13 protein-coding genes are annotated in these 14,990 nt (G+C 70.9%); 6 read left to right on the plus strand and 7 right to left on the minus strand.

What is annotated here, in order from left to right:
* Positions 1-92 precede the first annotated feature (92 nt).
* Positions 93-890, plus strand: a complete 798-nt coding sequence (locus SACE_RS04375) for a Bax inhibitor-1/YccA family protein (RefSeq protein WP_009944151.1) — start codon at positions 93-95, stop codon at positions 888-890.
* A 1,046-nt stretch (positions 891-1,936) separates the two neighbouring features.
* On the opposite strand, the gene SACE_RS04380 is transcribed toward SACE_RS04375, so the two are convergent.
* Both SACE_RS04380 and SACE_RS04385 read right to left on the minus strand, forming a co-directional pair.
* Positions 1,937-3,157 carry an acetyl-CoA C-acetyltransferase gene (locus SACE_RS04380; protein WP_009944150.1) on the minus strand — a complete coding sequence of 407 codons (1,221 nt, stop codon included), beginning with the start codon at positions 3,155-3,157 and terminating at the stop codon, positions 1,937-1,939.
* Between the two features lie 193 nt (positions 3,158-3,350).
* Positions 3,351-4,283: an SGNH/GDSL hydrolase family protein gene (locus SACE_RS04385; protein ID WP_009944149.1), complete on the minus strand. Its 933-nt coding sequence runs from the start codon at positions 4,281-4,283 to the stop codon at positions 3,351-3,353.
* Between the two features lie 332 nt (positions 4,284-4,615).
* Between SACE_RS04385 and SACE_RS04390 the strand changes: the two genes are divergently transcribed.
* Entirely contained in the window at positions 4,616-5,983 is a 1,368-nt protein-coding gene (locus SACE_RS04390) for a cystathionine beta-synthase (RefSeq protein WP_009944148.1), read from the plus strand.
* Positions 5,984-6,088: 105 nt separating this feature from the next.
* On the plus strand, positions 6,089-7,234 hold the full coding sequence (locus tag SACE_RS04395; RefSeq protein ID WP_009944147.1) for an MFS transporter: 1,146 nt from the start codon (positions 6,089-6,091) through the stop codon (positions 7,232-7,234).
* 73 nt (positions 7,235-7,307) lie between these two features.
* Here the strand turns inward: SACE_RS04395 and SACE_RS04400 are convergent, their stop codons facing one another.
* Positions 7,308-8,492 carry an IS30 family transposase gene (locus SACE_RS04400; protein ID WP_143538286.1) on the minus strand — a complete coding sequence of 395 codons (1,185 nt, stop codon included), beginning with the start codon at positions 8,490-8,492 and terminating at the stop codon, positions 7,308-7,310.
* Positions 8,493-8,872: 380 nt separating this feature from the next.
* Here SACE_RS04400 and SACE_RS04405 point away from each other — a divergent pair, with 380 nt between their 5' ends.
* Complete coding sequence (locus tag SACE_RS04405; RefSeq protein WP_009950493.1) at positions 8,873-10,012, plus strand: cystathionine gamma-synthase; 1,140 nt, start codon at positions 8,873-8,875, stop codon at positions 10,010-10,012.
* Between the two features lie 44 nt (positions 10,013-10,056).
* Here the strand turns inward: SACE_RS04405 and SACE_RS04410 are convergent, their stop codons facing one another.
* Positions 10,057-10,311: a hypothetical protein gene (locus SACE_RS04410; protein ID WP_009950492.1), complete on the minus strand. Its 255-nt coding sequence runs from the start codon at positions 10,309-10,311 to the stop codon at positions 10,057-10,059.
* Positions 10,312-10,564: 253 nt separating this feature from the next.
* Between SACE_RS04410 and ilvA the strand changes: the two genes are divergently transcribed.
* Positions 10,565-11,779, plus strand: coding sequence for a threonine ammonia-lyase (gene ilvA, locus SACE_RS04415; RefSeq protein WP_009950491.1), 1,215 nt, complete (start codon positions 10,565-10,567; stop codon positions 11,777-11,779).
* A 53-nt stretch (positions 11,780-11,832) separates the two neighbouring features.
* Here ilvA and hppD read toward each other — a convergent pair whose 3' ends face one another.
* On the minus strand, positions 11,833-12,978 hold the full coding sequence (gene hppD, locus SACE_RS04420) for a 4-hydroxyphenylpyruvate dioxygenase (RefSeq protein ID WP_044547780.1): 1,146 nt from the start codon (positions 12,976-12,978) through the stop codon (positions 11,833-11,835).
* Between the two features lie 215 nt (positions 12,979-13,193).
* On the opposite strand from hppD, the gene SACE_RS04425 reads away from it, so the two are divergent.
* Positions 13,194-13,697, plus strand: coding sequence for an Lrp/AsnC family transcriptional regulator (locus SACE_RS04425; protein WP_009950488.1), 504 nt, complete (start codon positions 13,194-13,196; stop codon positions 13,695-13,697).
* 141 nt (positions 13,698-13,838) lie between these two features.
* Here SACE_RS04425 and greA read toward each other — a convergent pair whose 3' ends face one another.
* Both greA and SACE_RS04435 read right to left on the minus strand, forming a co-directional pair.
* Positions 13,839-14,327, minus strand: a complete 489-nt coding sequence (greA, locus tag SACE_RS04430) for a transcription elongation factor GreA (RefSeq protein WP_009950486.1) — start codon at positions 14,325-14,327, stop codon at positions 13,839-13,841.
* 188 nt (positions 14,328-14,515) lie between these two features.
* The gene (locus SACE_RS04435; RefSeq protein ID WP_231849925.1) at positions 14,516-14,953 is read right to left on the minus strand and encodes a DUF4307 domain-containing protein; all 438 of its coding nucleotides are present in this window, start codon (positions 14,951-14,953) and stop codon (positions 14,516-14,518) included.
* Positions 14,954-14,990 lie beyond the last annotated feature (37 nt).

Here is a 14,990-nt window from a genome sequence, read left to right on the forward strand (position 1 = left end):
GAGAGTAAAGTCTGCTTTACCCGACTCGGGAACTGATCGGTGGGTCCGATCGTTGGTACCGGTGACGGCGCAAACACGCCCAGGAGGATGAGTTGCGCACAACGAGCAACCCCGCGTTCAAGAACCTGCCGACGACCGGCGGGTACGCGAACTTCAACCACGGCCAGGGACAGGGCGGCTACGGCACCCCCTTCGGCCAGGCGCCGGCTGCGCCGCCGCAGACCGCGCGTCCGATGACCATCGACGACGTGGTCACCAAGACCGCCATCACCCTCGCGCTCGCGGTGGTCACCGGTGCGGCGACCTACCTGATGGGTCCGGCCGCGCTCGGGCTCGCGCTGCCCGCGGCGATCATCGGGCTGGTGCTGGCGATGGTCGTCATCTTCAAGAAGAAGGTCAGCCCGGCGCTGATCATCGCCTACTCGGCGGTCGAGGGTGTGTTCCTCGGCGGTATCAGCTACCTGTTCGCGATGCTGGTCGGCAACCCCGGCATCGTCATGCAGGCCATCGCGGGCACCATGGGTGTCTTCGCGGCGATGCTGGTGGTCTACAAGACCGGTGCGATCCGTGTCACGCCGAAGCTGACCAAGTGGATCATCGGCGCGGTCGCCGGTGTCGCGGTGCTCATGCTGGTCAACCTGATCGCGAGCTTCTTCGTGTCAGGTGGCCTGGGGCTGCGCGACGGCGGTGCTCTGGCGATCGGCTTCAGCCTGCTGTGCATCGGCATCGCGGCGTTCAGCTTCCTGCTGGACTTCGACGCCGCCGACCAGGCCATCAAGGGCGGCGTGGACGCCAAGTTCGCGTGGTACATCGCCTTCGGCCTGATGACCACGCTGGTGTGGCTGTACCTGGAGATCCTGCGGCTGCTGTCGTACTTCCAGAACGACTAGCGGCCGGCTGACCGCCGGCGGTCGGCGTGGTCGCGATTGCGGCTGGCTGGTGCCGGCGGTAGCAACCAGGCGGTTCGAGGCGCCGTCCTCCGCAAGGAGGGCGGCGCCTCGTTTGTGTATATCGGGCCTTGTTTTTCTCTATCCGGCCTTGTTCGGGGCGGGCGAGGTGGTGCGCGTGCGCACGTGCGGACTCTTCTTCATCAGGCAGGCTTTCCTTGGTGGCGCGAGCCCTTTCAGACACTGCCGCGTCTGTCTTGTCGTCGTGAGGCCAGTCTTCGTCTTGCGGACCTTGGTTTCGGGGCCAGGAGCAACGTTGTGCCGGACCGGATGGGAGCTTGCGGCTTGGCGGCGGCTGGCCGTGGTAGTTCCGAGAGCGCGTGCCGCGTGTCCCGGACACGCCCCGGCGTGTCCGGCCTGCCGACGAGCGCGAGTGCCGCGCGCCGCCGACACACCCCGGAGTGACCGCCCCGCCGACCAAGCGCGAACGCCCCGCCCCCGACACGGCGGGGCGTGTCTGACCTGTCGACGAATCCCGAGTGCCGCGACTCCCTGACACGCGCCTGCGTGTCGGGCCTGCTGGCAAGCGCCGAGTGCTGCGTGTTGCCGACTCGCGCCCGCGTGTTGGAGCTGCTGACGAAGAGCGGGGTGCCGCGCGCCTCGACATGCCATCGGCGTGTCCACCCGCCGATCCGCGCCTGAGTGTCCGACCGCAGCGGTCCGACACTCAGGCGCGTGTCAGGAAGCCGAGCACCGAGCACCCCGTGTCGCCGACACGCCCCGGCGTGTCCGACCTGCCGGTGAGGGCCGAGCGCAGCGTTGCCCGACGCGCCCCGGCGCGTCGGACCCGCCGACGAGCGCGAGTGCCGCGCGCCGCCGACACGCCGTCCGCGTGTCGGCCCAGGCCCCGCAGGCGTCCGCTCGAGTACGTGGAACGGCCGCCCGCAGGCCCCGGCTGGAGTCCCGCCGAGGCGCACCCAAGCCCCCCACACGCCGCAGCGCCCGGCCCCCTGCGGGGAACCGGGCGCTGCGCGTGACCGGGCCGGTCGTCAGCTCAGGCGCTCGACGACCATGGCCATGCCCTGGCCGCCGCCGACGCACATGGTCTCCAGGCCGAACTGCTTGTCGTGCCACTGCAGCGAGTTCAGCAGCGTCGTCGTGATGCGGGCACCGGTCATGCCGAAGGGGTGGCCGACGGCGATGGCGCCACCGTTGACGTTCACCTTCTCCAGCGGGATGCCCAGGTCCTGGTAGGACGGGATGACCTGCGCGGCGAACGCCTCGTTGATCTCCACCAGGTCGATGTCGCCGACCGACAGGCCCGCGCGCGCCAGGGCCTGCTTGGACGCCTCCACCGGGCCAAGCCCCATGATCTCCGGCGAGAGGCCCGAAACACCGGTCGAGACGATCCGCGCGAGCGGCGTCAGGCCGAGCTGCCTGGCCTTGGTGTCGCTCATGATCACCACGGCTGCGGCGCCGTCGTTGAGCGGGCAGCAGTTGGCCGCGGTGATCCGGCCGTCCGGGCGGAACACCGGCTTGAGGCCCGCGACGCCCTCCTTGGTCACCCCGGCGCGCGGACCGTCGTCGGCGTCGACGACCTTGCCCGACGGCGTGGTGACCGGCACGATCTCCCGCGCCCAGAACCCGTTGGCGATGGCCTTCTCCGCGAGGTTCTGCGACCGCACGCCGAAGTCGTCCATCTCGTCGCGGCTGATCCCCTTGAGCCGCGCCAGGTTCTCGGCGGTCTGGCCCATCGGGATGTAGACGTCGGGGAGGGCGTCGAACTCGCGCGGGTCGGTCCAGGAGTCCGCGCCCTGCTCGGCGGTGCGCTGCGTGCGCTCCTGGGCGTCGTCGAACAGCGGGTTGCGGGTGTCCTCCAGCGAGTCGGAGTTGCCCTTGGCGAAGCGCGAGACCATCTCCACGCCCGCGCTGATGAACACGTCGCCCTCACCGGCCTTGATCGCGTGCAGCGCCATCCGCGTGGTCTGCAAGCTGGAGGAGCAGTACCGGGTGACGGTGGTGCCGGGCAGGTGGTCGTAGCCGAGCAGCACCGACACCACCCTGGCCATGTTGAAGCCCTGCTCGCCGCCGGGCAGACCGCAGCCCAGCATCAGGTCGTCGATGTCGGACGGGTCCAGCTCGGGAACCTTGTCCAGCGCCGCGCGGACGATCTGCGCCGTCAGGTCGTCCGGTCGGACGTCCACCAGCGACCCCTTGCCCGCGCGGCCGATGGGGGAGCGTGCGGTGGCGACGATCACTGCTTCGGTCATGGGGAACTCCTTCGTACGCCGAGAAGTGGCACTGCGTGTCGTTGGGCTCGGTGGAGTCACTGTATGTCCGCGACGACCATATTCGCGGTGATGCCCGTCACGGGCAATGCCCCGACCGACCGTTAAGTATGGACACAGGCGCGCCGTACCGGCGAGACCGACGCGGGTGGCTCGCGCAGCCGGCCGTCCCGGCTCAGCTCTCGGTGTCCGTGCGGCTCCTCAACCTGCGGTTGAGCCGCGCGACGATGCGGCTGGTCGGCCGCCTGGCCTCCGCCGCCGCGGACCGCGTGGGCGCGGTCGGCAGCGGCCCGCCCGCCCACTCGCCGAGCGCCGCGCACACCGCGGGCAGCAGGATCTCGGCAGCCGCCTGGTAGCCGGCGGCCGACGGGTGGAAGCGGTCCGGGCTGAAGAACTCGGCCGGCCTGGCGAGGAACTCCGGCGACAGCAGGTCCGCCAACGGCACCGCGTGCCCACCGTTGGCCTCGACCTCCCGGCGCTGGGCGCGGCCCAGGGCGAGGCTCCACGAGCTCGCGAGCGACCGCAGCGGCTGCGGGATGGGACGGATCGAACCGAGATCGGGGCAGGTGCCGACGACCACCGCCACCCCGGCCTCGGTCAGCCGCCGGACCTCGGTGCCGAGCATCTCGGCGCAGGTCGAGACCGACAGCCGGGACGTGACGTCGTTGGCCCCGATGATCACCAGCGCCAGCCGCGGCGGTTGCGGCAGCAGCGCGTCGACCTGGGCGTGCAGCTCCTGGGACGTCGTGCCGACGATCGCGTGTGTGCGCAGGGACACCGGCCGGTCCAGCTCGGCGGCCAGCCCGCGCGCGATCAGCACGCTGAGCAGCTCGTCCGGGAAGTTCACGCCCAGACCGGCCGCCGCGGAGTCGCCCAGGACCGCGAGGTCGAGCGGCTGCGCGCCTTCGGGCAGTTCCGAGCGGGGCACCGGGCCGACGCCTTCGGGCAGGTGGATGCCGTCCGCGCGCAGCGGCATGTTCGACGGCGGGCCGATCACCCGCCTGGCGTAGCGGGACTGGCCGTTCAGCAGTCCCCACGCCGCCCCGGAAAGCCCGCCCGCGGTCCCGGCGGCCAGCATGGCGAGTCGAAGCGCTCTCAGCGCGATCATGCCTCCCCCTTCACCGGACGCGAACCACCCGCACCGCTCGGTGCGCTCACCATGGAAGACGCCGCAGGTGCGAAATTCGTTCCCGAAGTAAGTGTCGTGACAGTTCTGCACGATGTTGCGCGCGCCGCACCACGCAGTCCCCGACCGACGCCGACGACCGCCCGATCGCCCCGCCGCTGCCCGCCCGATCCTCGCCCCGCGGCCCAGCGCGCAGCCGGTTCCTGCCGTACCGTTCCCCGACCGCGTGGTGTCGCGGGCGCGTTAACGGCGGTACAACCAGGTGCGATTAGGCTCCGCAGCACGGACGCGAGATGAAGGGTGAGGATCCCCGCGTGGACTACGTCGAGCACATCGCCGATCTGGTGGGCAACACTCCGTTGGTACGGCTGAACTCGCTGGCCAAGGGGGCGACCCCCGTCTTGGCCAAGGTCGAGTACATGAACCCCGGCGGCAGCGTGAAGGACCGCATCGCGCTGCGGATGGTGGAGGCGGCCGAGGCCTCCGGCGAGCTCCGGCCGGGCGGCACGATCGTCGAGCCCACCTCCGGCAACACCGGCGTGGGGCTTGCGATGGTCGCCCAGCGCAAGGGCTACCGGTGCGTCTTCGTCTGCCCGGACAAGGTCAGCGAGGACAAGCGCAACGTGCTCGCGGCGTACGGGGCCGAGGTGGTGGTCTGCCCGACGGCGGTCCCGCCGGAGCACCCGGACTCCTACTACAGCGTCTCCGACCGCCTGGTCACCGAGATCGACGGCGCCTGGAAGCCCAACCAGTACGCGAACCCGGCCAACCCCGAGTCGCACTACCACTCCACCGGCCCCGAGATCTGGCGCCAGACCGAGGGCCGGGTCACCCACTTCGTCGCCGGCATCGGCACCGGTGGCACGATCTCGGGCACCGGCCGCTACCTCAAGGAGGTCTCCGACGGTCGGGTGCAGATCATCGGCGCCGACCCGGAGGGTTCGGTGTACTCCGGCGGTGTCGGCCGCCCGTACCTGGTCGAGGGCGTGGGCGAGGACTTCTGGCCGGACACCTACGACCGCGACATCTGCGACCAGATCGTGGCCGTCTCCGACGCCGACTCCTTCCACGTCACGCGCGACCTGGCCCGCGAGGAGGCCCTGCTGGTGGGCGGCTCCTGCGGGATGGCGGTGGCGGCGGCGCTGAAGATCGCCGAGACCACCGGCCCCGACGACGTCATCGTCGTGCTGCTGCCCGACGGCGGCCGCGGCTACCTCACCAAGGTCTTCAACGACTCCTGGATGGCCTCCTACGGCTTCCTCTCGCCCGACCACGCCGGCGGCTCGGTCGGCGACGTGCTGCGCCGCAAGGACGGCACGATCCCCGAGCTCGTGCACGTGCACCCGAACGAGACGGTCGCCGAGGCGGTGGCGATCCTGCGCGAGTTCGGCGTCTCGCAGATGCCGGTCGTCAACGCCGAGCCCCCGGTGATGGCGGCCGAGGTCGCGGGCGCGGTCAACGAGCGCGACCTCCTCGACGCGCTGTTCGCCGGCCGCGCGAATCTGGCCGACCGGGTCGAGCTGCACATGTCCCCGCCGTTGCCGACCATCGGCGCGGGGGAGGAGATCAGCTCCGCGATGGGCGCGCTAACCAACGCCGACGGCGCCATGGTGCTCATCGACGGGAAGCCGGCCGGTGTGGTGACCCGCCAGGATGTGCTCGGTTTCATCGCCGGAAGATGACGAGTTGTTACGTATCGGCACTACTCTGCTCAACGATCGGCTAGCGTGTGTGATCGCACGCCCCCGACCTTTGCTTTTCCATGCCTTAGGGAGTTAGGAAGCCCGATGACCTCTCCGCAGCCGCCGGAAGGTGGCCAGCAGCCGCAGGGATCCGGCCAGCAGCCGGGCGGCGCTGACCAGAACCCGGAGTCGACCCAGATGATCTCGTCGCGGATGGATCCGCAGCAGGGCGAGCAGAGCGGGGCGGACGCGACGCAGGTCGTCCGGCCGGCCCAGCAGCCGGCCGCTCAGCAGCCGCCGTCGGACTCGACGCAGGTCGTTCCGCCGTCGATGCAGCCGCCGCAGCCGATGTACGAGCAGCCCGGCCTGGCCGGTCAGCAGCAGGCCCAGCAGCCCGCGTTCGGGCAGCAGCCCGCCGCGCCGCAGAGCCAGCCCGGCGGCTTCCCGGCGCAGCCCGGCACGCCCGGCGGCGGGTTCCAGGCTCCGCAGGCGACGCCGCAGAGCGGCTTCGGCGCCCCGGCGCCGCAGGCCGGCTACGGCCAGGCTCCTTACGGCCAGTCGCCGTACGGGCAGCAGCAGGGTCAGGGGCAGGGCAGCAAGGGGCTGGCGATGACCGCCGGCATCATCGCGATCGTCATCGGTGGTCTGGGCACCATCGGCTACCTGGTCTCGACGCTGATGCTCGGCGGGCTCAGCGCGCAGTACGAGCAGGCCGAGCGGGCGAAGGAGTCGCTGGGCGAGATGGGCGCCGACATCCCGCTGCCGGAGCTGCCGCCGATCGGCTACCTGTACTTCTCCTACATCGTGTCGCTGCTCGCGGCGGTCGCGCTGCTGGTCGGCGGTGTGCTGATCCTCAAGCGCAACAAGATCGCCCCGCTGCTCGTCGTGGGCGCCGCGGGCGTGTGGGGTGTGCTGTCGCTGCTCAACATCTTCGTCGTGGGTTCGTACGCGATCTTCGGTGCGATCGTGGGCATCATCTTCGCGATCGCGCTCGGCGTCCTGGCGATGCTGCCGGGTACCCGTGACTACGTGGCCGGCGCGGGTGCCGCGCCCGCCGTCGCGGGTGGCTACGGCCAGCAGGCCGGCTTCGGCCAGCCGCAGCAGCAGTACGGCCAGCAGGGTGCCTACGGCCAGCCGCAGCAGCAGTACGGCCAGCCGCAGCAGTTCGGCCAGCCCGGACAGCAGCAGCCGTACGGCCAGCCCGGCCAGCCGGGTGGCTACCAGCAGCCGGGTCAGCCGCCGCAGTGGTGACGTCCGGCTGAACGAGTCGCAGGCGGCCCCCGACCTCGCCGGCGGATTCAAGGGGTCGTCGCAACACAGATGGTCAACTGGCTTCGGTCAGGAGCATAGCGAGGCGCTCGGCTGGGGAGTCCCAGCCGAGCGTTTTGCGTGGTCGCCCGTTGAGCTGTTGGGCGACGTGCTCGAGGTCCTCGGGTCCGTAAGTGCCGAGGTCGGTGCCCTTGGGGAAGTACTGGCGCAGCAGTCCGTTGGTGTTTTCGTTGCTGCCGCGCTGCCAGGGACTGGCCGGGTCGCAGAAGTAGACCGGCATGTCGGTGGCCATGGTGAACTGCTTGTGGCGGGCCATCTCGGCTCCCTGGTCCCAGGTCAGCGAGCCACGAAGGTGAGTCGGCAGCGTTGTGATAGTCGCTACGAGACCGTCCCGGACCGCTTCAGCGTCATGCCCGTTCGGCAGGTGGACCAGCATGGTGTACCGCGTGGTGCGTTCCACCAGAGTGCCGATCGCGGACTGGCTGCCAGCGCCAATGATCAAGTCTCCCTCCCAGTGGCCGGGCACGGCCCGGTCCTCGACCTCGGCAGGGCGGTCGCTGATCATCACCATCGGGTCGATGAACCGCGCGGTGCGCTGGTTCGGGTTGCGGCGTGGCTTGCGGCGGGTCCGGCCGGTGCGGATCGCGGCCTGTACTTCGCGTTTGAGACCACCGCGGGCCTGGAAGTACAGCGCCTGGTAGATCGTCTCCACGCTCACTCGCATCCTCTGGTCGCCGGGATGCTCCTTGCCTAGAGCGTGGCAGATCTGCTCCGGTGACCAGCGCTTGCGCAGCCCGTCAACCACGAACTGGCGCAACGGTCCCTGCGCGATCAGCTTGCGTTGCTTCGGGCGCGGTCGACGAGCGGCCGCCGCTCGGTGAGCCGCATACGGCCGGTAGGCGCCGTGGGTGGAGTTCGCGCGGATCTCCCGCAAGATCGTGCTGGCCGACCGCCCCAACGCCTTCCCGATCGCCCGCAGTGAGTGGCCCTCGGCCCGCAGGTCCCGGATCCGCTCCCGCTCCACCAAGGTCAGCAGCCGAGGATGCAACTGCTTGTCCAGTGCGGACAGCTTGGGCGCCACGGAGTTCACGTCGACAATCGTGCTGGTCCCCGCCGCGTAATCGACACGAACCCCGTTCGGGTAGGTCCGCGCGTTCCGGCTCTTGCGGACCCCGTAGTCCCAGTCCTTCGCCGTGCGCTCGTTGATGCCCACCCGCTCGGCCGCCCGACGTCGGGCCACACCCTCGGAACGCAACCGCTCGTACTCCTCGCGCCGTGGGTGTCGACGCGACGCCCGAATCGACCGCCGCCCAGCCTGCCGGGCCCAACCAAAGGCCGTGTTCCGGTTCAGGCCCAGCTCACGGGCCGCCACAGTGACGCTCCCAACCGCATCAAGCCGGTCCAGGAAACGTTGCTTCAGCTCGGCACTGTCACCCTCACATGCCACGGTCCTCGCAACTCCCACAGGTCGCAGGTGTTGCGAGGACCGCTAGAACCCCCGGCCGAGGTCGGGGGCCGCTTCGCGTCCGCTCGAAGTGCGCCGATCGCTGCCGCTCAGCGAAAGCAACCGTGCGCAGGGCGCCGGGCGCGGGACCGCCTCCGGCCCGTACGCTGCTGCGTATGACCGACGGCTTCGCCACCCGCGCGATCCACGCGGGCCAGGATGCAGACCCGACGACCGGCTCGGTGATCGTGCCGATCCACGCGACCTCGACCTACGCCCAGGACGGCGTGGGCGGGATGCGCTCGGGCTACGAGTACTCGCGCACCGGCAACCCGACCCGGACGGCGCTGGAGGAGTGTCTTGCCGCGCTGGAAGGCGGCAGGCACGCCAGGGCGTTCGCCTCGGGCATGGCAGCCACCGATGCGGTGCTGCGCGCGACGTTGCGTCCTGGCGACCACCTGATCATCCCCGACGACGCCTACGGCGGCACGTTCCGCCTGATCGACAAGGTGCTGTCGGGCTGGGGTGTGGAGTACACGCCGGTCCCGGTGTCCGATGTGGATGCCGCGCGGGCGGCGATCCGGGCCAACACCAAGCTGATCTGGATCGAGACCCCCACCAACCCGCTGCTCAACATCGGCGACATCGCCGCGCTGGCGCAGCTCGCGCACGACACCGGCACGAAGCTGGTCGTGGACAACACCTTCGCCTCGCCGTACCTGCAGCAGCCGCTGGAGCTCGGGGCGGCCGTCGTCGTGCACTCGACGACCAAGTACCTGGGCGGGCACTCCGACGTGGTCGGCGGCGCCGTGGTGACCTCCGACGACGAGCTCGCCCAGCAGGTCGCGTTCCTGCAGAACAGCGCGGGCGCGGTGCCCGGGCCTTTCGACGCGTGGCTGACGCTGCGCGGGCTGAAGACGCTCGCGGTGCGGATGGACCGCCACAGCGCCAACGCCGAGCGGGTCGTGGCCGCGCTGCAGAACCACCCCAAGGTCGCCAGGGTGCTCTACCCGGGCCTGGAGGAGCACCCCGGCCACGACGTGGCGGTGAAGCAGATGCGCAGCTTCGGCGGGATGGTGTCGTTCATCCACGCCGACGGCGAGCAGGCCGCGCTAGACGTCTGCGCCCGCACCAGGCTGTTCACCCTGGCCGAGTCGCTGGGCGGGGTGGAGTCGCTGATCGAGCACCCCGGCCGGATGACCCACGCCAGCACGGCGGGTTCGATGCTGCAGGTGCCCTCCGACCTCGTCCGGCTGTCGGTCGGCATCGAGGACGCAGGCGACCTCGTCGAGGACCTGCTCAGCGCACTGGACTGACGCCGCGCGAGCCCCGGTCCGCGAAGGGCCGGGGCTCGGCGCGTTCAGGGGGCCAGCGCGGGTTGCGTGCCGCCTAGCGAGCCCGGGGCCGGCGTCGGAAGCCGGGTGTTGACCGGCAGGTCGTCGGGCTGCACGCAGCCGCCGACGAGTTCGAGCGCGCCGTCGCGCGTCCGGTAGCTGCCGGGATCGTCGCAGCCCGACTGCACGACGGCGAAGATGGCGAGGCCGGAGAGCGCGGTGGCCGCGGCGAGACCGGAGATCAGCGGCAGCGTGCCCGTCGTAGCGGTCAGCCGTGCCATGCTTCCTCCCAGGACCGACGGTGCGCACGCGCTTCGCCCCCGCGCGAACGGCCCGGCCGTGCTGATCGGCGGCCGACACCGGTTCTTCGAGAGTACCGAAGAGCCGCTACACCGACAGGCGGTTCGCGGGCCCCGCACTTCCCCGCGTACAACAGATTCCTGCTAGACAACGGCCCCGCCGGCAGCCGATGCCCGCGGCGTGCCACGGCTGCGAACCCCGGTCGGTTCGGGCCGCCGGTGGCAGCATTGGTGCATGCGCCTGGTCGGCCTGGACCGCATCCGCGCTGCCGGTGAGAAGCTCGAGGGCATCGCGCGCCGGACACCGCTCGAGCACTCCCGGGTCCTCGGCGAAGCGTGCCGGGGCGAGGTCCACCTCAAGTGCGAGAACCTCCAGCGCACCGGGTCCTTCAAACTCCGCGGCGGCTACGTCCGGCTCGCCGGCCTGGACGCCGGGCGCCGGGCCACCGGAGTCGTCGCGGCCAGCGCGGGCAACCACGCCCAGGGCGTCGCGTTGGCCGCCTCGCTGCTCGGAATCCGCTCGACGGTCTTCATGCCCGAGCGCGCACCGCTGCCGAAGGTCGCGGCGACCAAGGCTTACGGGGCCGAGGTGCGGTTGCACGGGGCCGTGCTGGGGGAGGCGCTGGAGGCCGCGCGTGCGCACGCGGACGCGACGGGGGCCGAGTTCATCCACCCGTTCGACCACCCCGACATCATCGCCGGTCAGGGCACGGTCGGCACCGAGATCCTGGAGCAGTTGCCGGACGTCCGGACAGTGGTGGTGCCCGCAGGCGGCGGCGGGCTGGTCAGCGGCATCGCCGCGGCCGTGAAGGCGGAGCACCCGCAGGTGCGGGTGCTCGCCGTCCAAGCGGAGCAGGCCGCCGCCTGGCCGCCGTCGCTGGCGGCGGGAAAACCGGTTGCTCTGCTCGACACCCAGCGGACGATGGCCGACGGCATCGCGGTCCCCGCGCCGAGCGAGCTGACCTTCGCCCACGTCAGCGAGCTCGTCGACGACGTGCTCACGGTGGGGGAGGAGGCGCTCTCGCGCGCGCTGCTGCTGTGCCTGGAACGGGCGAAGCTGGTGGTCGAACCCGCCGGCGTCGCGGCGGTCGCCGGACTGCTGGAGCACCCGGAGCAGTTCGGCTCGCCCACCGCCGTGGTCCTCTCCGGCGGCAACATCGACCCGCTGCTGATGTTGCAGCTGATCCAGCACGGCATGACCTCGGCGGGCCGCTACCTGTCGCTGCGGGTGCGGCTGCCGGACCGGCCGGGTTCGCTTGCCGGGCTGCTGGCCCGGCTCGGCGCGCTGTCGGCCAACGTCATCGACATCGAGCACTCCCGGATCGCCGGTGCCCTCGCGCTGGGCGAGGTCGACGTCGAGATCAGCCTGGAGACCCGCGGCCCCGAGCACCGCGAACAGGTCTTCTCGGAACTGGAGGCCGCGGGGTTCGTCGTGGTCGCCAGGAGGTGAGGAGCGCCCCGGCGCGGTCGGACCGCCCCTCACCGTCAGCGGTGCCGCGACCGTCAGAGGTTGCCGCGGCGCTCCTGCTCGCGCTCGATCGCCTCGAACAGCGCCTTGAAGTTGCCCTTGCCGAAGCCCAGCGAACCGTGCCGCTCGATCAGCTCGTAGAAGACGGTCGGCCGGTCGCCGATCGGCTTGGTGAAGATCTGCAGCAGGTAGCCGTCCTCGTCGCGGTCGACGAGGATGCCGTGCTCCTTGAGCGTCTCGATCGGCAGCCGCACCTCGCCGATGCGGGCCCGCAGCTCGGGGTCGTCGTAGTAGGAGTCGGGCGTGGCCAGGAACTCCACCCCGGCCTCGCGCATCGCCTTGATGGTGGTCAGGATGTCGCCGGTGGCCAGCGCGATGTGCTGGCAGCCGGCGCCGCGGTAGAACTCCAGGTACTCGTCGATCTGCGACTTCCTCTTGCCGACCGCCGGCTCGTTGAGCGGGAACTTCACCCGGTGGTTGCCGTTGGCGACGACCTTGCTCATCAGCGCCGAGTACTCGGTGGCGATGTCGTCACCGACGAACTCGGCCATGTTCACGAAGCCCATGACGCGGTTGTAGAAGGCGACCCACTCGTCCATCTTCCCGAGCTCGACGTTGCCGACGCAGTGATCGACGGCCTGGAACAGCCGCTTCGGCGCGCCCTCGGGCTTGCGGTAGCTGCCGGTGCGCTCGACGTAGCCCGGCAGGTACGGACCGCGGTAGCGGCTGCGGTCGACCAGCGTGTGGCGGGTCTCGCCGTAGGTCGCGATGGCCGCGGTGCGGACGGTGCCGTTGTCGTCGGAGACCTCGTGCGGCTCCTCCAACACGGTCGCGCCCTGCGCGCGGGCGTGCTCGACGCACTTGTCGACGTCGGTGACCTCCAGCGCGAGGTCCACGACGCCGTCGCCGTGCCTGCGGTGGTGGTCGGCCAGCGGGCTGTCCGGGTCGACGGCGCCCTTGAGCACGAAGCGGGCCGAACCCGACTTGAGCACGTACGCCTTGTGGTCCCGGTTGCCGTGCTCGGGCCCGGAGTAGGCGACGAGCTCCATGCCGAAGGCGACCTGGTAGAACAGCGCGCTCTGGGTCGCGTTGCCCACGACGAACACGACCGCGTCCATCGCGCGGACCGGGAACGGGTCCTTGGACGCGTCGTGGTCCACCAGGCCGACGAGCTGGCGCATCTGGTCGAAGGTCACGTCGTCGATCTGACCGCTCTGGCCTTGGTCGATGGTGCCGGTCACGGTGCCCCTCCCGATTTCCAAGTCACAAGATTTGTACCGTCAGACTGCGGCGGGAGGGGATCGGTGAGCAACAGAGCCTTGATCTGCTGTACAAATTGCTCAGCATTCGCGGCGATTTCCCGATCCAACTGGTCAGACTGAGCAAGGGGTGTGACGTGGCTCCCAACGACACCGGCGCGGACGAGGCCCTCGACGCGCTCGACGCCAGGCTGCTGCTGTTGCTGTCCGACGAGCCGAGGCTGGGCGTGCTGGAGTGCTCGCGGCGGCTGGGCGTGGCGCGCGGAACCGTGCAGGCGCGCATGGACCGCATGCTGCGGCGCGGCGTCCTGCAGGGCTTCCCGCCCGACCTCGACCTGGCGGCCATGGGCTACGGGCTCACCGCGTTCGCGGTGCTGGAGATCGCCCAGGGGCAGCGGGCCGCGGTGGCGGCTCGGCTGGCGGCCATCGACGAGGTGTGCGAGGTGCACGCCACCACCGGGCAGGGCGACCTGTTCGTGCGCATGGTCGCCAGGTCCAACGCCGACCTGCAACGGGTGATCGACAACGTGGTGGCGGTGCCTGAGGTGCGGCGGACGTCGACGTCGATCGCGCTCTCCACGCCGGTACCGCCCCGGGTCCGGCCGCTGCTGGAACGCCTGGCGGCCTCCGACGGGGAGTGACGCGTCGCAGAGGCGGTCGCGTCACTGGGCGCAGAGCGTGCGACCAGGCGCGACGCCCTGCGGCGCACGACCGCGCACGAAAAGCGGCGGGCGCCCCGGTCGTCGTGACCGGGGCGCCCGCGCGGGTCGAGCCTGGTGGTCTCAGCCGGTGAAGGGCTCCGCCTTCACCAGGGTCACCTTCATGGTGCCGCCGTTGGGCAGCTCGTACTCCCGGGTCTCGCCCTCCTTGGCGTCCAGCAGCGCCTGTCCGAGCGGGGAGCTCGGGGAGTAGACCTCCAGGTCGCCGTGCGCGCCTTCCTCGCGGGTGGCCAGCAGGAACTTCTCGGTCTCGTCCTCGTCGTCGTAGCGGACGGTCAGCACCGAGCCGGGCTTGGCGACGCCGGCCTCGGTCGGCACGTCGCCCACCTTGGCGGTGCGCAGCAGTTCCTGGAGCTGGCGGATCCGGGACTCGAGGTGGCCCTGCTCCTCGCGGGCGGCGTGGTAACCGCCGTTCTCCTTGAGGTCGCCCTCCTCGCGGGCCTCGTTGATCTTCGCGGCGATCACCGGGCGGTTACCGACCAGTTCGTCCAGCTCGGACTTGAGCCGGTCGAAAGCATCCTGGGTCAGCCAGGTCACCTGGGTCTCGCTCACGGTCACCACTCCTCGTCGACGGCGACTCCGCGCCTACCGCGAAGCCGACAACTCCCGCCCCCGTCTGTCGGAATGCTCAGGAACGGAAAAACACGGCCCTCGCGGGGCCGTGCCTAGTGCCGACGATAGCACGAAGCGCCACGCCGGTGGACGGGATTTTCCCAGCATCCGGCGTTGCGGCGGTGGCTTCACCCGGTTGGCCGTGTCCAGGTGGACAAATATTCAGGAACGTTGTAAGTGCAGCCGTACACCTCCCCGATGGTGGCTCGGGCGGAGGTACGGAGCACAGTCTCCTGCCGGATCGTGTCGTCCGCCGGTTGGATCAGGACTTCCTTGCGGCCCACCTCGTCGCCGGACTCCGCGCGGGCGCGCACCACGCACGCGGCGGGGCGCCGGGGGTCGTCGCGGCGGACCTCCAGGGTGATCCGCACGGAGCTGTCGTCGTCGATGGTGAAGGCGGTCTGCTTGCCCTCGATGGGGGCGCTTCCGAGATTGGCGTAGCCGAGGACGGACAGCCCCAGGAGGACGACGACGGTGATCCCGGTCAGCAGCCAGCGCACTCCGGGGCGCGCGGGCCCGCGCGCACGCGAGCCGTACCGGCCCTCCGGTAACCGCTGGCTTGTCATCGACCCGGGTCAGCCTTTCGTGCCTGCGGCGGGCTCA

Source organism: Saccharopolyspora erythraea NRRL 2338 (assembly GCF_000062885.1).
Classification (GTDB): Bacteria; Actinomycetota; Actinomycetes; order Mycobacteriales; family Pseudonocardiaceae; genus Saccharopolyspora_D; species Saccharopolyspora_D erythraea.